The sequence below is a fragment of the Fibrobacter sp. UWB11 genome, from assembly GCF_900143015.1.
In the GTDB taxonomy this organism is placed as follows: domain Bacteria; phylum Fibrobacterota; class Fibrobacteria; order Fibrobacterales; family Fibrobacteraceae; genus Fibrobacter.
This window is the reverse complement of the sequence record NZ_FSRT01000002.1, coordinates 392,719-412,292: the sequence shown is the minus strand read 5'-3', so window position 1 is coordinate 412,292 and position 19,574 is coordinate 392,719. Positions and strand designations below refer to the sequence as shown.

The following is a 19,574-nucleotide window of genomic DNA, read 5'->3' as shown; positions in this document are numbered from 1 at the left end:
TATTTTATAAGATAGGAGATATTATGTTAAAATTAAAGTTTTTTCTTGTGTTACTTGCTTGTAGTGTTGCTTGGGCTGTTCCGTTCAGCTCTGAAACGCTCAAGGAAGGTAGTGGAGAGCCCATTCGTGCAGGTCAATTGATCCAGGTCCATTATAAAGGCTATTTGGCAGTAGACAGTGCCATTGTGAACAAAGCGACAACCGATTCGACTATAGAAGTTCCGTATTTTGCAAATTCCTATTACAGCGAAAAACCGCTTGAATTCACGGTTGGCGTGGGCCAGGTGATTGAAGGTTGGGATAAAGGTCTTTTGGGCATGAAGATTGGCGAAGTCCGCAAACTCTCGGTGCCCTCGGTGATGGCTTATGGCGACAACTCGCTCGAAGGTATTCCGCCTAACAGCGATTTGATGTTCGTTGTTGAACTTGTTCATGCTGAAAAGCCGCTCGAAGCAGACAAATTCCCTGCCGATGTCGAAAAACTCAAGTGGCGCGACATGGGCCGAGGCCTCAAGGTCTATGACGAAAAGGTCGGTAACGGCAAGTTGAATGCTGCTGGCAATACCATTAAGGTTCACTACACGGGCTGGCTCTTGTCGGGCCGCAAGTTCGGTAGCTCCAAGGATTTGGGCAAGCCGCTCGAAGCTGTGATGGGCGCAGGCAAGATGATCAAGGGCTGGGAAGCAGGCCTTGAGGGCATGCGCGAAGGCGGCGTGCGCTGGTTGCGCGTTTCTCCGGCGATGGGTTACGGCGCTATGGCGTTCTCGATGATTCCGCCGAACTCTACGCTCGTGTTCCGCGTTGAAATGGTTTCTTCTGAACTGGATCCGGAACTGGCAAAGAACATGGACTTCTTCCCGGATACGACGCTCCTCAAGTACGAAAACGGCCCTGAAGGTTTGCGCTATGCTGTCGTGAAGCAGGGCGAAGGTGAACCGGCTCGTTCTGGCCACCGCGCTATTGTGCATTACACGGGCTGGATGGTGAACGGTTACAAGTTCGATAGCTCCCGCGATCGCGGTCAGCCGTTTGCATTTGAACTCGGTGCAGGCAACGTAATTCGCGGCTGGGAACTCGGCGTGCAGGGCATGCTCCCCGGCGAAAAGAGAATCCTCGTGGTGCCGCCAGGTCTTGGCTACGGTAGCCGCGGCGCAGGTCCGATTCCTGGTGGCGCAACGCTTATCTTTGCTGTGGAATACCTCGGCGAAGAATAAGTTAGAACGCCCGCCTTCAATCTCGTCATCCTGAACGGCATTAGCCCAATCCAGCGAAGTCTTGGTTATAATAGAAAAGTCCGCCGTGCGCGGGCTTTTTTTTGTGCGATGCAAATTTGGCGTCAATTGAAATTTTATTTATTTTGAATAAATTAATTTTCTGCGGAAAGTTCAAAAAAATTGTGAAATAGTCGTTTTTTCGCCATTTCCCTCAAAAATGATATTCTATCTATTTATTATCTTTAATTACCTACTAATAACCAATGACTAGATCCTTCGACTTCGCCCTTACGGACTCCGCTCAGGATGACACATTCTCTAACCCAATGACCTACCCATTGACAAAATATCCATACCAAATGTTTACATTGTAGGTTCCCAGCGGTAAGTTTTAAATATTTTAGATATTGATGGTTACTTTTTCTGACATAGCGGATTACCGCGACTTCTTGAAGGAATTCTACGACAGGCGCAAGGTCGAGATGCCCTTCTACAGCTACCGCATGATGGGTGATAAGCTCGGGCTAGACTCCAGCTATCTCTATCGCGTATTGCAAAAGAAGCAGCACTTGCCTGCTCATGCATTACCTGCGGCAAAGGAAATCCTTGCGCTGAGTGGTCGCGAGGCCGAATACTTCGACCTCCTCTATTCTGCTGCTGTCAGCAAGGATAAGACCAAGCGCGAAGAACTTATGGCGAAGGCCCTTTCGCTCCGCGATGTGGAACGCCATTCTTTGCAAGCCGCCGAACTTAAACTTCTTGAAAACTGGTGGATTCCTGCGGTACGCGCCTACCTGGAATTGAACGGTGGAGTGGTAAATGTCAAGCAGATTGCAAGGGACATTTGCCCGCCGATTACCGAGGATCAGGCTCTCGAAGCCATTGAAACTTTAAAGAGCGTCGGTCTCGTGAAAAAGCTTGCATCGGGTAAGCTTGCTCTCACCGAAGCCCATTTGACAGTAGGGGGCCCCGAAAAGGCCAAGGCTGTGCGCAATTTCCAGCGCCAGGTGTTGAGCCTTGCGAGCGATGCGCTCGAAAATGTCCCCGTCAATGAACGCAATATTTCTACACTGACTCTTTCTGTAGACCAGTCCTGCTTCGAGGATTTGGGCGACATGTTGAGGGAATTCCGCCGTTTAGTCCAAAAAAGAGTAGACGGAGCCAAGAATCCTGATCGTGTTATGCAGCTTTCTATGGCATTTTACCCGGTAGCCCGTAAAGGAGGGGCTTCGGAAAATACTATAATAAAAGGGGAAGGTGCAGGAGATAAAAAATGATTAAACGGGCGTGGACATATGGTTTGGCGACGTTGGCACTGTGCAATGTCGCCTGCGATAGCGGTCGTACCGCTGGATCGTCGATGGAAACGGAAAATTCCATCGCGGTGCTTACTCAATTGGCCGATGGCACGCCTGCTGCACGTATGGACGTTATTGTCCGCCCTGAATCTTATTTGTCGGGTGCAACCGAACTGGGTTCGGACTCCCTTTACCAGTTGCATTTCGAAACGGACGAACAGGGCCGAGTGGTTCTGTCTGATGTCCCGTCGGGCTCCTATGTAATCGAAGCCCGTAATGATTCCTTGAATTTGAAGGGCTTTGCAAAGATTGCCTATGTGGAATCTGATTCCACGACTCCTTTGACAGTCGAAGTTTCTGAACCGACCAAGGTTTCCGGTCGTGTCGGTCTTCCGCAGTTGGTCCGCCGTTCTGCAACCGTTTCTGTGCAGGGCTTGGACTACCAGGTCCCGATGGATTCTACCGGTTACTTTGAATTTGAATCGCTCCCGAACGGCAATGTTGAGATTGTTGCATTTGTAAATGAAACTGACGCAGACTCGGTTACGGAATATGGCCGCATTGAGGCAGACGTCGGTGCGCAGTCCGATGCTGGGCTTTATCTAGGCGACTCTGCGTACGTCAAGAACTATTTTGTATTTGACGACTTTGAAAATGGCGCTGGCGTTTGGGAAGCTACCGCATCGCTCAACGCTGAGGTTCGCTTCAACATTGAATCGGCAGGTCTTGGTCGCGAAGGTAAGGCCGCCCACTTTATCTGCAAACGCGATTCTGCGGCCCAGTGGGACTGGGCACTTATCGGTCGTGAACTTGGCGGTTATGTCAACATGAGCAATCTGGATTCCATCCGCTTCTGGGTCCGCGTCTCGGCCCCGTCTAGAGTCTCGTTCTCGTTCGACAGGTTCGTAAACGATGATTCTGTGACAAGTTCTGACAATATCAAGTCTTGGCGCCATTTCGATGCGGATACGGTCTGGACGCAGTTTACCGTGATTCCGGCGGAACTGGATACGGCTGACAGCAATGGCGGTAACTACGGTTGGGAAGCGGTGAAGGACAGTGTCACAAAGATTGGCATCTTCGGCGCTATGGATACGGAAGTCTGGGTGGACGATATCGAAGTCTTTGGCTACGGTATCTTTGACCCGTACGCCCCGGTTGTGAAGAAGAGCGTTGTCCGGAAAGAAGAGTAGATTTATCCACTATTGACATTTTATCAATGGACCTGCATCGCTTTGCAGGTCTTTTTTTGTTGTTTGGAGGTAGATTAATAATGGATGGATTGGCGGTGTATGGCTGGTCCGAAGGAGTGTGTATGAACATGAAACGTTTGGCTGCACTGGGCTTATTTGCTGGCTTTGGTGTAAGTGCGCTTGCTGACAACCCTATTTCTAGCTATCACTATCTGGCGGACCCTTCTTGCGCCTCTGACGGTGATACCTTCTACATCTTGACCGATGTGGATGACTATAACAACCAGACGAACTGGAACTACGATATTGTCGGCCTTTACGCCTTCACGTCTGAAGACATGAAGAACTGGACTGATCACGGCATGATTTTCCGCTCCAGGCGTGAATTCGGGAACTATCCGAACAATACTTGGGCATCGGGCATTGCCGTCAAGAATGGTAAGGTCTATATCGTTTACCCCGATGGTGCAAGCGGCGTGGGTATGATTACCGCCCCGGCTATCGACGGGCCTTATACCGACCCCGTTAAGGAAACCCATGGTGTCAACAGAATTGCTGGTGGCGGAAGTCTTATCGGAGGTTGCGATGGCATTGCGCATTGCTTTGACCCGGGCATCTTGATCGATGACGACGGCAAGGGTTACGTGATTTTCGGTGGTGGCGAAAGCGGCCAGCGCCCCTACGGCAACAACTTTGACATTATCAGTTTTACCGAAAGCAATGGCAAGATTACTTTCGACAAGAACTCCTTGAAGAAGGTCTCTTTGCCGAACTCTTTTGAAGCTCCTTACCTGCATAAGAAGGGTAGCACCTATTACTTGAGCTTCAACAACCGTAGCCAGGTGATTGACTATGGTATGTCTAACAATATTTGGGGGCCTTATACCTTTGTGGGTACAGTCATTCCGGGAATTGGCTCTGTGCCGGACGCTCATGGCGAAGGCGGTAACAACCACCAGGGCTTCGCTCCTTTTAAGGACAAGTGGTATGCCGTGTATCACGACCGTCGCTTGGTGACTTCCGATAACCATCCGGCTGCAACGACGCAGCAGGGCGTGCGTTCCGAAAACCCGAACTACGAAAACCACAGAAGCGTGTCCATCGACGAACTCACCTGGAGTGGCGACAAGATGAACAAGCTCACCTTCACCCGTGAAGGACCGAAGCAAATCAAGAACTTTGACCCGTACAAGACCTACAAGGCAACGACGAGTTCCAAGCAGATGAACATCCGTAGCCGTACGGACTGGACTCAGGGCAAGCCCGTTGTGCATGTGCTCTTGCCGCTTACGAGCCGTAGCGAATCTTGGATTCGTGTTTCTGGCGTGGACTTCGGTAAGGGTGCTGAAAACCTCCGCATCAAGGCCGCTAACGTGGGCGAAGGCAACAAGATTGAAATCCATACGGGTAGCGCGAGCGGCACGTTGGCCGGTACTTGCGAACTTGCTAAGACCGCTAATAACAAGACCTTCGTGGATAACGATTGCGCAATGAAGGGCCTTACTGGTGTTATCGACCAGGTGTTCTTCGTGTTCAAGAATAATGGCAAGGATTCGACCATGGGTGTTTTGGAATGGGAATTCCAGGGCACGAAGCGCGAACCTGAACCGCAGACTCCGTTTGGCGGCAAGGCTTGGGCAATTCCGGGCAAGATCGAAATGGAAAACTTCGATGAACCGGGCTATGGCGCAGGTAACGATTCTTACGCCGATAATGATTCCGATGACCATGGTGCAGATTCCAACGATGGCAAGAGCTACCGCGAAGGCACGGGCGTCGATATCTACAAGAAGGCAACAGGCTATGTCGTCGGTTACAACCAGGCAGATGAATGGCTGGAATACACCGTGGATGTGGCTGCAGAAGGCGACTACACAATGTTTGCAGCGGTGGCTTCTGCCAATGCAACTTCGGGCTTCAAGCTCTCCGTCGATGGCGACGATATTACGGAATCGATTGCTGTTCCGAAGAACGATGGCGAAGAAAACTATGACGACTACAGCAAGGTGAAGGCTAACGTGAAGCTCCCGGCTGGTAAGCACATTCTCCGCTTTACGGTGACTGGCGACTGGATGGACATTGACTATATCCAGTTTGCAAAGGGCAAGGACGCCAAGGATCCGGATGAAGGTGAAGAAGTGGCTATCCGCCAGAAGATTCGCATGAATGCGATGGCTACCGCAACCTTCGACGTGTTCGATTTGACCGGCAAGAAGGTGGCCTCCTTTGTGGCTCACAACTTGGCCGATGCTAAGAAGATTTGGCGCGAAGGCGCCCATGGTGTGCAGGGCTTCAGCCTCATTCGCAACCGTAGCACTGGTGCTACTGCCAAGGTTCGCACCACCCGCTAATTTCTTAATACACGCATCCATCCAATAAAGGCTTCTCGCAAGAGGGGCCTTTTTTGCATCCAAATCTTTACGGTCTCGTTGACGTTTTGTCCATGATGCTTGCGGACCGCCGCGTTCTTTTTTGTGATTTTGGACATACTTTTAGATTGGATGGATTGACGGTGTATGGTCGATCCTAAGGAGTGTTATGAAACTACTTAAGAAAGCAACGATGTTTGGATTGATGGCGGGCTTTGGAGTAAGCGCTCTCGCTGACAACCCGATTTCTACTTATCACTACTTGGCTGACCCGGGTGCAGCTGCTGACGATGATTACTTCTACATCATCACGGACTCCGATGATCCGGCGCCTGCTAATTCTAACGGTTACAAGATTTACGCCCTTTATGCATTCCGCAGTAGGGATATGCAGAACTGGACCGACTTTGGCATTATTTACGATGCCCGCAAGGTGAGCGGTATTAACGACATTTGGGCATCTGGCATCGCGGTACACAACGGCACGTTCTATATCGTGTTCCCCGATGGCGGTGGCGGCGGCATTGGCTACATCAAGGCGCCTGCTATTGAAGGTCCTTGGACAAATGCTGTGGGCCAGGGCAAGGATAAGCTTGTTGGTGGCCGTGGCATTATCGGTTGCGATGGCGTTTCCTGGTGCTTTGACCCGGGTATCTTTATCGATGACGACGGAACCACCTACGTGACGTGGGGCGGCGGCGAAAGCACTAGCCGTCCAAACACTGATAACTTCGACATTGTCAAGTTGAACGATGCCAAGAACGCCCCGGTGGGCAACGGTTCCCATGTGAAGGTGAACAACTTGCCGACCCGCAAAATGCTCGAAGCTTCTTACATCCACAAGCACAAGGGTACTTACTACTTCTCTTACAGTACCGGTTGGCAGCAGGGCGCTCCGACGATTGACTATGGCACATCTAACAACGTAATGGGTCCTTACACCTGGAAGGGTACGATTCTCGGTGATCCGAGCATGAACGGTCGTAGCATCAACGGCAACAATAACCACCATGGTATTGCCGAATTCAAGGGCCACTCTTATGTTGTCTATCATGACCGCCGTATTGCCAAGGGCCATAACGGCCTGGAAATTATTCCGGCCGATGACGGTCAGCCGAAACCGAACGAAGGCTATCACCGTAGCGTTTCCGTAGACGAAATGTTCTACAATGCTGACGGCACCATTCAGACGGTGAAGGTGACGGATGAAGGTCCGGCACAGATTGAAAACTTTGACCCGTACGATTGGTATCCGGCACTCACGAGCTCCAAGCAGAAGGGCATCCGCAGCCGCTCTAACTTTGTGCAGGGCAAGGCTGCCGAACACGTGTTGCTCCCGCTTTCCTCTAAGGAATCCTGGCTCCGCGTTTCGGGTGTTGATTTTGGTACGGCTGCAACGGGCTTCACAGTCGAAGCTGCAAGCGCTGCCGATAACAACAAGATTGAAATCCGCACTGGTTCTGCAACGGGTACGCTCGCTGGTACTTGCACGCTCAAGAATACTGGCAACAAGAATACCTATGCCGAAAACAAGTGCGAAGTTGAAGGCCTCAAGGGCATTGTAAAGCAGTTGTTCCTCGTGTTCAAGGGCGACAGGGACTCTACCATGGCTATCAAGGCTTGGGGCTTCGAAGGCAGTGGCACGACTCCGCCGGAACCGCAGAAGCCGTTTAGCGGTAAGGCTTGGGAAATCCCGGGCAAGATTGAAATGGAAGACTTCGACATTCCGGGCTCTGGCCGCGGTAGCGAAATCAAGTCCTACAGTGAAAACGATTCCGACGACCATGGCATTGAAAACGGTGGCAAGAGCTACCGCGAAGACACCGGCGTGGATATCTACAAGAAGGCAACAGGCTATGTCGTGGGCTACAACCAGTCTGGCGAATGGCTCGAATACACCGTGAACGTGAAGGAGGCTGGCGACTACACGATGTTTGCTTCTGTGGCAACGGACAATTCCACGGCTAGCTTTACGCTTTCCATTGACGACAAGTCCATCGCTGAAGTCCCGGTTTCCGGCGACAGCTGGGATGACTTTGTGAAGGTCAAGGCCAACGTGACGCTCCCGGCCGGCGAACATATCCTCCGCTTTGCCGTTACGGGCGACTGGTTCGATATCGACTATATGACGTTTGCTAAGGGCAAGGATGCCAAGGACCCGGACGACGAAACGATTGGTATCAAGGGCTTCAGGGTGCTTGGTGCAGATGCAGTCGCAAACTTCGACGTGTTCGATTTGACCGGCAAGAAGGTTTCTAGCTTCACGGCTCGCAATATCCACGAAGCAAAGAAGCTCTGGCGCGAAAATCCGCAGTCCAAGAACGTGCAGGGCGTTTGCATCATCCGCAACCGTCAAAATGGCGCGGTCGCAAAAGTCCGCGGAAACCGCTAATTTTCCATAAATCACACACCTCTAGAAAGGACTCCTCGCTCAGGAGTCCTTTTTTTGCTTTTTTAACAGCATTTTTTATCGAATTGTAATGATTTACGTACTTCTAGGATTGAAAAAAAAGTTATAAGGCGTAGCCTTTTATTGACTTTTTGTCCATAATAGATATGGCGAAAGTGGCTCTTTGGGGCGTTTTTTGAGATAGTTTTATAAAAAAAGATGGATTGACGGTGTGTAATCGATCCTAAGGAGTGAACAATGAGACTACTTAAGAGCGTAACAGTATTTGGGATGCTTGCGGGCTTTGGTGTGAGCGCGCTTGCCGATAACCCGATTTCGGCTTACCATTACTTGGCCGACCCGGGTGCCGCTGCCGATGATACTTATTTCTATGTCATAACCGACTCGGATGACCCTGCTGCATCGAATGCCAATGGCTATAATATCAAGGCCCTTTACGGTTTCCGCACGAAGGATATGAAGAACTGGACCGACTTCGGTATCATTTACGATGCCCGCAAGGTCGACGGTATTGGCGATATTTGGGCTTCCGGTATTGCGGTGAACCCGAACGATGGTAGACTCTACATTGTATTCCCGGATGGCGGTGGTGGCGGCGTTGGCCTCATCGGTGCCGACAGCATTGCTGGCCCGTGGACAAACCCTGTCTCTGGCAACAAGAAGCTCATCAACAACTGGGGTGGCGGTCTTGCGGACTGCGACGGTATTGGTTGGTGCTTCGACCCGGCAATTTTCTTCGATGACGATGGCCAAGGCTACTTCACGTTTGGCGGTGGCGAAAGCAATAGCCGCCCGGCAGCCAATAACAACAATAATATCTTCAATATTTACAAGTTCAACAAGGATATGAAGGGCTTCGATGTGAGCTCCAAGACCCAGCTGAAAATCGGCGGTCCAAAAGCGATGGAAGCATCCTATATCCACAAGTACAAAGACAACTATTACCTCTCTTACAGTACGGCCGATTTGCGTATTGCTTACGGTATGTCCAAGAACCCGATGGGTCCTTACGAATATAAGGGTATCTTCATGGGGAACCCGAACATTGGCGGCCAGAACATCAATGCGAACAACAACAACCATCATGGCATTGCCGAATTCAAGGGGCACTGGTATGTGGCTTATCATGACCGTCGCATTGCAAACGGCTATGACGGTTTGGAAAAGATTCCTGCTGACGACGGCCGCCCGAATCCGGTGCCGGCATTCCACCGCAGCGTGAGCGTCGATGAATTTACTTACAATGCCGACGGGACGATGAAGGAACTGACCTTCACGAAGGAAGGCCCGAAGCAGATTGAAAACTTTGATCCGTATGACTGGTACCCGGCTTTGACGAGCTCCAAGCAGAAGGGCATCCGTAGCCGTTCGAACTGGGCTCCGGGCAAGGTCGCAGAACACCTCTTGCTCCCGCTTTCTACCAAGGAATCCTGGATTCGCGTTTCGGGTGTTGACTTTGGCACGGCTGCAACGAGCTTGACCGTTCAGGCCGCAAGCACGGATGATGGCAACAAGATTGAAATCCGCACGGGCTCTGCAACGGGTACGCTCGCTGGCACTTGCACGCTCAAGAATACCGGCAGCAAGAACTCTTTTGCCGATAACTCCTGCGAAGTCGAAGGCCTCAAGGGTATTGTCGAACAGTTGTTCTTCGTGTTCAAGGGTTCCAAGGACTCCACGATGGCTATCAAGGCTTGGGGCTTCGAAGGCAGTGGCACGACTCCTCCGGAACCGCAGAAACCGTATGGCGAAAAGGCTGTGACGCTCCCGGCAAAGATTGAAGCTGAACATTATGACATCCCGGGCGTTGGCCGCGGTGGCGATGTCGATTCCTACAGCGATAACGATTCCGAAAACCAGGGCGATGCCAAGTTCCGCGAAGATTTGGGCGTTGATATTGTCGAAGGCGGCTCGGGCAAGGCTATTGGCTACACGGCTTCTGGCGAATGGCTCGAATACACGGTCGAAGTTCCGGAAGATGGCGATTATGCCATCAAGGCCTCGGCTTCTACAGGCATGGAAAGCGCAAGCTTCTGTTTCTTGGCCGACGGCAAGGCAATTGGCGATACCATTACGGTTCCGCAGACTGGCGAGGACTGGAGCGTTTATAAGGAATTCGAAGGTGGTAAGGCCAAGCTTACCAAGGGCACTCATGTAATCCGTCTCGTGATTACGGGCGACAATGTGAACGTGGACTGGTTCTCTCTTGGCGATGTGGAAAAGGTGGGTATCGGGAACGCTGTGCGGTTCCAGACGAACGGCTCCCGCGAATTCCGCGTGTATAGCGTGAGCGGAAAGCTCATGGGCACGGTGGATCTCAGGGGTAAAAAAGCTGAAGTCGCGCTCTCCGAGGCGGGCTTTACCAAGGGCGTTTACATGCTCAAGAGCATTGACGGCCGCAAGACCTTCATGACGTCTGTTGCTAGATAAAATTCATACAATTCCGAAACCAAATAACGAAAAGCACCCCGAAGGCAAAAGCTCTGGGGTGTTTTTTATCGCTGCCCCATTACCAAAATGTCAATGATAAAAAATGGCAGAAATAGGGAATTTGGCAAAAGAAAATCTAAATTTCAAAGTGGAAAATCTTGCAATCATGCAAGGGAAGTTATGGGATGATGATTATGAGTTTAAAGCAGAATGCTTTAGCAACTGTTTTTGGCTATGGAGCCGCTGCCCTAGCCGTATTCATCTAAAAGATCCTCCTAAACCACACACCCTAATGATGCCGCAAGGCATTGTTACGCCTCGGAGCGAGTGCTCCGAGGTGTTTTTTTATTATAAACAAACTTGACGAAGTCGTGTTAAAAATGTATGATTTATGTAATTTTTGAGGGATGCTCGACTCATAACAAAGGAATTTTATATGAAAAATATATATCGTGTGGTTTCTGCACTATTATTTGTTGCTTCAGCAACGTTTGCAGCAACGGAATACAATATCTCAGTCTATCCTAAAGATGGTGAAGCACTTTTGCTAGAGGATGGTGATGTCATATATGGTACCATTGATGGGACTAAAAGGAAGGTCAGAATTTTTGTCGCCAACAATGCTAGAATCACGCTTTCAAACGCTGAAGTTCTTGGCGCGAATAATGGTTTTGAATCGGCTGGTATTAGGTGTCTGGGGAACTGTACCCTCGTTCTTACGGGGAAGAATATCATGAAGGGGTATGATCGTAATTTCCCGGGCGTCCAGGTGCCAGATGATAGAAATGGCCAAAAATATACGATGACAATTGAGGGTGATGGTTCCCTTGAAGCAAGTAGCAATGGTTATGGAGCTGGTATCGGCTGTAACCGTTATACAAATTGTGGCCATATAGTTATCAAAAGTGGTGTAATTAAAGCAACGGGTGGTTTCACTGCGGCCGGCATTGGCTCTAGCATGGATGCTCATGGAGGCAATATCTCTATCGAAGGTGGTGAAATTACCGCCGCTGGTGGTCTATATGCAGCTGGCATTGGCGGTGGCGGTTATGAAGAATCGGGGTGTGGCGATATAACTATCAGTGGCGGTAAAATTATAGCAATGGGAGGTGATGAGATGCCGGGAATGGGAGGTAAAGGTGCTGCCGGCATTGGCTGTGGAAACAGTGGGTCCTGTGGAAAAGTTACAATTACAAAAGATGTTGCTAAAGTTATAGCAATAAAGGGAAAGAAAGCTCCTTATAGCATTGGAGGATCTGATGGACTTGTCGGTACTGTTACCGTCGATGATGTAGAAGGAAGTATTGAAGAAAATCCTTTCATGCGCCCAGCAAAAGCTGTCGAAATTGTAACTCCTGGTAGCAAGACTATTGGTATTATTGACGGCGATTATAGCGGCAATGAAGCTGTGAACTTTGCGAAGGATACGGTTGTTGACACGATTATTTTTAAACGTACGTTCCCTGTTGTCGTAGGGGGAAATAATTATTCCACTATTATGTTCCCGTTCGAAATCAAGGCTGAAGAAATCGAGAATTTAGATCTGGTCTTCAAGTTCCTCGGCATAGGCGTTGATAAAAGTAATAATAAGTATGTGGCTGTGGAACTTGTTTGGCGCAGTATTTGGTTAAGTGTATCATATACGATGGAAGCGTACAAGCCGTATTTAATCAAGCTCAAATCCCAAGCAACGAACATTGTAATCAATAAAACGACTGACCTTGTTCTTAAGGCGACTCCGACAGAGGATGGTGATTTTGATGTAATGCAGTCTGATGATTACAATAAGTATGGTAATTATGTATTCCGTGGCGTTGTCCAAGGCAAAACCTGGGATGCCAACAGTCCGGAAGTGTTGGGTACGAACAAGGCTGCGGCCTATGGCTTTGCGGGTACCGCCACGTCTGACATCTCGGTTGGCCAGTTTGTCAAGGTGGGCGAAGGCGCCTTCATCAAGCCACTCCGCGCCTATATCTACAAGAGTCCGGTACCGCAATCGGTTAACTCGAACGGTGCCTATGTCTTGCGCCAGACTGCATCTATCGACAACGACATTCCGGAAACGATGAACGTTGTTGTGGTTGACCGCAAAAAGGATGGCGAGGAACAGACGACGGTTATTGGCCAGTTCAACAGCCGCACCGGAGAAATCCGCCTGAACCATACGAAGCAGACTTACGACCTGAAGGGCCGTTCTGTCCGCGATGCAAGCCACATGGCCAAGGGCGTTTATTTGAAAAAGTAAAACATTCAATAATACGAATGGGTAAATATGAAAAACGAAACCGAACAGAAAAAAGAATACTCAACCCCTACAGTGAAAGTGGTTGAACTCAAGCATCAGGGCCATCTGTTGGAAGCTTCGCCGTCGGATCCTCCATCATTTGGCGATGTCTTGGGATAGACTCTAGTCTAATAAAAATGGCCTCCAAACCTAACGGTTTGGGGGCTTTTTTGTTTACTCTTTTATAGAGTTTTTCATTCATTACCAAAGTGTCAACGGAAAATTTTCCCGCTTTTGCGAGATGTCCACGGGGGAGGTATAGATTTAAATTGCAACCTTTTGTGTAGGGGTTAAATCTTTAATTGGGAGATAAACAATGAAGAGTTTGGGTAATGTTTTGAATGTTGCCGCTTTTGGTTTAGCTTTGGCTATTCCGGCGCTTGCTTCTACTGTGAACGTAGACGTGACCGAAGAACACCAGGTGATTCGCGGTTTTGGTGGCATGGTGCACAACCAGTGGCAGGGCGGTGGCGGCCTTTCCGAAGCCGATGCGAAGATTGCTTTTGGTACGGGCGATGGCACAATCGGCCTCAACACGCTCCGTATTCCGGTTTACGCCAATTCCAATGACTTCAACAAGGAAGTTCAGGCCGCAAAGTATGCCAAAAAGTACGCCGGCGATGACTTTATCCTTTATGCGACTCCGTGGACATCGCCGTACGCAGGGGCGAACCAGCACATGTCTTCTTCGAATTACCAGAAGTATGTGGACCACCTGAATAGCTTTAACGATTACATGAAGAATCAGGGCGTTCCCCTGTACGCTATCTCCATCAGTAACGAACCGGACTGGTGCGGTGAATGGGCCTGCTGGAGTGCCGACGAAATCTACAACTTCACCAAGGGCTATGCCGACAAGATGCGCAAAAACGGCGTGAAGGTGATTTCTACAGAATCCTTCCGTTATGACAAGAACCTCTACAACAAGGTCTTGAATGATGCCAATGCCCTCAAGAACTGGGACATTCTCGGCGCGCATTTTTACGCGAGTGACCGAAGGACTGGGGACAACTTCTTCCAGTACAGCCTTGCCGATCAGAAAAAAGTCGAACGCTGGATGACGGAACACTACACCGAAAGCCAGGGCAGCGGTAACTACTGGCGCACGATTACGAATACGGGTGACCAGGCGAATGCCAACAAGCGCGATACCGTGAACGCCATGGACGTGGCTTACGAAATCCACCGCGCCATGGTCGTGGGCAATTTCAATCAGTACACCTGGTGGTACATCCGCCGCTGCTACGGCCTCATCATGGAAAAGGATTTTGGCAACAAACTCCAGATTCCGCAGAACGAAATCGGCAAGATTTCTAAGCGCGGTTACGTGATGAGCCAGTTTGCTCGATTTGTCCGCCCGGGGGCTGTCCGCGTGGGCGCTACGGCAAATCCCGAGAAGGAAGTTTTTGCAAGTGCTTACAAGAGTGCCGATGGCGACTCTGTGATTGTGGTGCTCGTGAACCGCGACTACAAAAATTCCAAGAGTGTCACCGTGAAGGTGCAGGGCGCCGATGTCCAGTCCTTCCACGTGTACACCACCAGCGAAGCAAAGAACGCCAAGTACGAAGGCGAAGTCGAAGTCAAGAACGGCTCCGTGACGATTTCAATGGATGCAGGGAATTCGAGCAACAAGGATTGCATCGTGACGCTCGTTGGCGTTGGCACTCCGGCAGATCCTGTGCCACGTGAACCCTTTGGCGGCAAGGTCGCTGAAATCCCGGGCAAGATCGAAGTCGAAAACTTTGACGTTCCGGGTACAGGCAAGGCTAACAAATCCTACTACGAAAATGATTCCGAGGACCGTGGCGAAACGAATTTCCGCGAAGGTACGGGCGTTGACATTTACAAGAAGGCAACGGGCTACGTTGTGGGCTACAACGAAGAAGGCGAATGGCTTGAATACTCCGTGAACGTGAAGGAAGCAGGCGATTATACCATGTTCGCTTCTGTCGCTACGAGTAATTCAACGTCTGGATTCTCACTCTCCCTGGATGGCGAAACGCTTGTTGAAAATGTCGCTCTTTCGGGCTCAAGTTTCGATGAATTTACCAAGGTCAAGGCCAACGTAAAACTCCCGGCTGGCGAACATATCCTCCGCATGACGGTGACGGGTTCCTGGTTCGATATCGACTACTTCAACTTTGCAAAGGGCAAGGATGCTGCCGATCCGGACGATAAGACGATTGGTTTGCGCGGTGCTAATTTCCGCATGCCGACCGAGGCTGAAAACTACAGCGTGTTTGATATGAACGGCGTGCTGGTGGGTAAGTTCGAAGCCACGACTAAGGCAGATGTCCAGCGCATGACCAAGAGCGTTGTGCACCAGAATGGCGTTTACTTTGTGAAGTCGCTCAAGGGCAGCAAGGCCTACCGCATTTCTGTGGCGAAATAAATTTCATATTCCTAAAGCGGGAGTCGAGCAATTGGCTCCCGTTTTTTTTTGAGAGTTTGAAAAAAGGAGATAAAAAATGAGTGTGGAAATGAGATTCAAAAAGTTGATGGCTCTCGCGGGCGTAACGGCGGGGCTCTCGATGTTTGCGGTCACGGGTGCAAATGCGGCTCCGGATCCAAACTTCCATATTTACATTGCCTACGGACAGTCGAACATGGAAGGCAACGCGACGAACTTCGACAAGAATGTCGATGGCAAGGAACATCCTCGCGTAAAAATGTTTGCGACCACGTCTTGCTCGAATCTTGGCCGCCCGACGGTGGGCGAGATGTACCCGGCCGTGCCTCCGATGTTCAAGTGTAATGCCGGCCTTTCTCCGGCTGACTGGTTTGGCCGCCACATGGCAGATTCCTTGCCGAACGTGACAATTGGCATTATTCCGGTGGCTCAGGGCGGTACGAGTATCCGCTTGTTTGACCCGGACGATTACAAGAATTACCTCAATTCTGCGGAAAGCTGGCTGAAGAACGGAGCCAAGGCTTACGGTGACGATGGCAATGCCATGGGCCGCATTATTGAAGTCGCCAAGAAGGCTCAGGAAAAGGGCGTCATCAAGGGCATCATCTTCCACCAGGGCGAAACCGATGGCGGCATGAGCAACTGGGAACAGATTGTCAAGAAAACCTACGAATACATGCTCAAGCAGCTTGGCCTGAATGCCGAAGAAACTCCGTTCGTTGCTGGCGAAATGGTCGACGGCGGTTCGTGCGCAGGCTTTAACAGCCGCGTGCATAATCTTTCCAAGTACATCGTGAACTTTAGCTATGCAAGCTCCAAGGGCTACGGCAGCAAGGGCGACGGTCTCCACTTTACAGTGGAAGGCTACCGCGGCATGGGCCAGCGTTATGCGCAGGAAATGCTCAAGCTCATCAATGTGGCGCCTGTAGACCCGGTTCCGCAGGAACCGTTCAAGGGTTCTGCGATTGCTATTCCGGGCAAGGTCGAAGTCGAAGATTTTGACAAGCCTGGTATCGGCAAGAATGAAGACGGCACGAGCAATGCCTCTTACAGCGATGAAGATTCCGAAAACCATGGCGATACCGATTACCGCAAGGATACGGGCGTTGACCTGTACAAGACCGCTGATGGCATTGCTCTTGGTTACACGCAGGCAGGCGAATGGCTCGAATATACGGTTGACGTGAAGGCCGATGGCGAATACAATATCGATGCTAGTGTCGCTGCCGGTAATTCCACCTCTGCGTTCAAGCTCTACATCGACGAAAAGGCTATTACGGATGAAGTTTCCGTACCGCAGACCGCCGATAATTCCTGGGACACGTACAAGACGATATCCGTGAAGGAAAAGGTCGCCTTGAAGGCCGGAAAGCATGTGCTCAAGCTCGAAATTACCGCCAATTACGTAAACATCGACTGGATTCAATTTAGCGTGCCGTCGGAAGATCCGCCGAACGCTATTGCAAAAGTCCGCCTTGACATGGCCGAAACCGAAAGTAGCTTTAGCGTGTACAGCATGCAGGGCAAAAAGCTCGGAACGTTCACGGCCAAGGGCATGGCTGATGCAATGAATCTCGTCAAGACTGATGCAAATCTCCGTAAGCAATCTCAGGGCGTGTTCTTCATCCGCAAGGATGGTGCAAGCCTCATGACCAAGAAGGTGGTTGTCTATGAATAGCAAAGATTTGGCTGTTGTAAAACAGATTGCGTTTTTCGTAGTCGTCGCAGTGGCTCTAGGCCTCGTGTACGGGTAAAAAATTGAGACTCCATGAAAGGGTCCTGGCGAAAGCTAGGACTCTTTTTTTTTACAAAATGCGCTTTTTGAACGAATTTCGCAATTCATTGACAAAACGTCCATATTATATGGAGCTTACAGGCGTGCTAAATCCGCTTTTAGAGGATAGTTTTAAAAAGGATAATTTTTGGATTAAGGGATATAAAAATGAGAGTGGAAAGAAACTTCAAAAAATTCATGGCCCTTGCTGGCGTTGCCGCTGGGCTTTCTGTGTTTGCGGTGGGGGCAAATGCCGCTCCGAACCCGAACTTCCATATTTACATTGCTTACGGGCAGTCCAACATGGCGGGCAACGGTGATATCGTCCCGTCCGAGGACCAGGCAAATCCGCCCAAGAACTTTATCATGCTCGCTTCGCATAATGCAAATGCTAGCCAGCGTAGCGGCAAAACGAACCAGTCTTTCAAGACGGGTGAGTGGGTGGCGGCTATTCCGCCGATGTTCCACCCGTTCGAAAACCTCTCCCCGGCAGACTACTTTGGCCGCGCGATGGTGGATTCCTTGCCGGGCGTGACCGTGGGCATTATCCCGGTCGCCATCGGTGCTGTAAGCATCCGCGCTTTTGACAAGGACCAGTACGAAGCTTATTTCAGAGGTGATGGCAAGGATATCATGTCTTGGGGCTGGCCCAGAGATTACGACAACAACCCTCCGGGACGCATTTTGGAACTTGCCAAGAAGGCAAAGGAAGTGGGTGTCATCAAGGGTTTCATTTTCCATCAGGGCGAAAGTGACGGTACCGATGCCAACTGGCGCAAGACGGTTTACAAGACATATAAGGACGTGATTGACGCTCTCGACTTGGACGAAAACGAAGTGCCCTTTGTTGCAGGCGAACTCCTCCAAGAAGGCCAGAACTGCTGCTCTAGCAAGAACGGCGGCATTCGCGAACTCAAGAACAATTTCAAAAAGTTCGGGCTTGCTTCTTCCAAGGGTTTGCAGGGTAACGGCAAGGACCCGTATCACTTTGGTCGTGCCGGCGTGATTGAACTTGGCAAGCGCTACTGCTCTGAAATGCTCAAGCTTATCGACAAGACGATTGATCCGGATGCTCCGCCGGTAAACCTTGTGGACCCGAGCCAGTCTACGGTTCCGGATGAACCGCCCGAGGAATATGGCCCGTACACCGAAGCTATCGCTATCCCGGGCAAGGTGCAGGCTGAAAACTACAACAAGGGCGGTGCCGAAAAAGCCTACCATGACGAAAGCAAGGGTAACGAAGGCGGCAAACTCCGCAAGGATGACGTCGACATTTACCAGCCGAACATGGGTATTACCGTGGGCCACTGCCAGAAGGGCGAATGGCTCAAGTACACTGTGAATGTTGAAGCCGATGGCGACTACGGAATTACAGCCAATGTCGCTGGCGAAAACGGAACCGGTAGCTTTGTCCTCTACATCGATGACAAGAAGGTCGGTACGGAAATCGCAAACGAAGGCAAGGGCTTTGATACATTTACCGAAGTGGAAGGTGGCAAGGTAACGCTCACCAAGGGCGAACACGAACTCAAGCTCGAAATCACCAATGACTGGATTGATATCGACTACGTTGAGTTCAAGGCCATCAGTTCCCAGCCGCCTATCGGAATCAAGAATGTACGCTTTAGCATGACCGAAGCCGAAAGCAACTTTAGTGTGTTCGACATGCAGGGCATTAAGCTCAGTTCATTTACCGCAAAGGGCATGGACGAAGCGATGAATCTAGTGAGGGAAAACGCAAAACTCCGTAAGCAGGCAAAGGGAGTGTTCTTTGTCCGCAAGAACGGGGATAAATCTCTAACGAAAAAGGTGGTGATACATGAATAAAAACGAGTTGGTAGTAGTAAAGCAAATCGCTTTCTTCTTTGTCGTCGCTGTCGCTTTGGGCTTCATATACGGGTAAAACGCGGCATAGTCAGTCGCAAGGCTTAAAGCGCAACGTAACACGATAAAATTTAAATGAGAGACTTCTTAGGGTCCTGGCGAAAGCCGGGGCCCTTTTGAGTATGTGATGTGGAGGCCTTTTTCTCGTAACGACGATTGCGCGATATGTAAATGGTTGCGTGGTTTGGGGAAGGGACTGCCGCGCGGTTGTTGCCGGTAATTGCGCTAGCGTTAGGTGCAAAAAAGAATCGCTCCGGCTTTTGCCGGAGCGATTTGTAGTGTCTATAGGATGAATTATGAAATCAAAC

At 50.3% G+C, this 19,574-nt stretch carries 12 protein-coding genes; all 12 read left to right on the top strand.

The features are described from left to right. Window positions 1-23 precede the first annotated feature (23 nt). The 12 genes from BUQ91_RS10205 (at window position 24) to BUQ91_RS10155 (ending at window position 19,209) form a co-directional block, all read left to right on the top strand. Window positions 24-1,214 (top strand): FKBP-type peptidyl-prolyl cis-trans isomerase, encoded by a 1,191-nt coding sequence (locus tag BUQ91_RS10205; RefSeq protein ID WP_074209186.1) that lies wholly within the window; start codon window positions 24-26, stop codon window positions 1,212-1,214. A gap of 410 nt (window positions 1,215-1,624) precedes the next feature. Then, window positions 1,625-2,491 carry a DUF4423 domain-containing protein gene (locus BUQ91_RS10200; protein ID WP_074209185.1) on the top strand — a complete coding sequence of 289 codons (867 nt, stop codon included), beginning with the start codon at window positions 1,625-1,627 and terminating at the stop codon, window positions 2,489-2,491. Next, the gene (locus BUQ91_RS10195) at window positions 2,488-3,705 is read left to right on the top strand and encodes a hypothetical protein (RefSeq protein ID WP_074209184.1); all 1,218 of its coding nucleotides are present in this window, start codon (window positions 2,488-2,490) and stop codon (window positions 3,703-3,705) included. The genes BUQ91_RS10200 and BUQ91_RS10195 overlap by 4 nt, the downstream gene beginning before the upstream one ends. Window positions 3,706-3,827: 122 nt before the next feature. Continuing rightward, complete coding sequence (locus tag BUQ91_RS10190) at window positions 3,828-6,056, top strand: carbohydrate-binding protein (protein WP_074209470.1); 2,229 nt, start codon at window positions 3,828-3,830, stop codon at window positions 6,054-6,056. Window positions 6,057-6,243: 187 nt separating this feature from the next. Next, complete coding sequence (locus BUQ91_RS10185; protein WP_074209183.1) at window positions 6,244-8,466, top strand: carbohydrate-binding protein; 2,223 nt, start codon at window positions 6,244-6,246, stop codon at window positions 8,464-8,466. Window positions 8,467-8,721: 255 nt separating this feature from the next. Then, window positions 8,722-10,914 (top strand): carbohydrate-binding protein, encoded by a 2,193-nt coding sequence (locus BUQ91_RS10180; RefSeq protein ID WP_074209182.1) that lies wholly within the window; start codon window positions 8,722-8,724, stop codon window positions 10,912-10,914. A 103-nt stretch (window positions 10,915-11,017) separates the two neighbouring features. Next, a complete protein-coding gene (locus tag BUQ91_RS10175) occupies window positions 11,018-11,278 on the top strand; it encodes a hypothetical protein (protein ID WP_074209181.1) in 261 nt (86 codons plus the stop codon). Between the two features lie 72 nt (window positions 11,279-11,350). Then, window positions 11,351-13,159, top strand: coding sequence for a hypothetical protein (locus BUQ91_RS10170; RefSeq protein ID WP_074209180.1), 1,809 nt, complete (start codon window positions 11,351-11,353; stop codon window positions 13,157-13,159). A gap of 27 nt (window positions 13,160-13,186) precedes the next feature. After that, window positions 13,187-13,318, top strand: a complete 132-nt coding sequence (locus BUQ91_RS15955; RefSeq protein WP_256375015.1) for a hypothetical protein — start codon at window positions 13,187-13,189, stop codon at window positions 13,316-13,318. Window positions 13,319-13,514: 196 nt separating this feature from the next. Continuing rightward, window positions 13,515-15,590 carry a carbohydrate-binding protein gene (locus BUQ91_RS10165; protein WP_074209179.1) on the top strand — a complete coding sequence of 692 codons (2,076 nt, stop codon included), beginning with the start codon at window positions 13,515-13,517 and terminating at the stop codon, window positions 15,588-15,590. An 88-nt stretch (window positions 15,591-15,678) separates the two neighbouring features. Further along, window positions 15,679-17,286, top strand: a complete 1,608-nt coding sequence (locus BUQ91_RS10160) for a sialate O-acetylesterase (RefSeq protein ID WP_254842320.1) — start codon at window positions 15,679-15,681, stop codon at window positions 17,284-17,286. A 264-nt stretch (window positions 17,287-17,550) separates the two neighbouring features. Further along, a complete protein-coding gene (locus BUQ91_RS10155; protein ID WP_074209177.1) occupies window positions 17,551-19,209 on the top strand; it encodes a sialate O-acetylesterase in 1,659 nt (552 codons plus the stop codon). The last annotated feature ends 365 nt before the right edge of the window (window positions 19,210-19,574 follow it).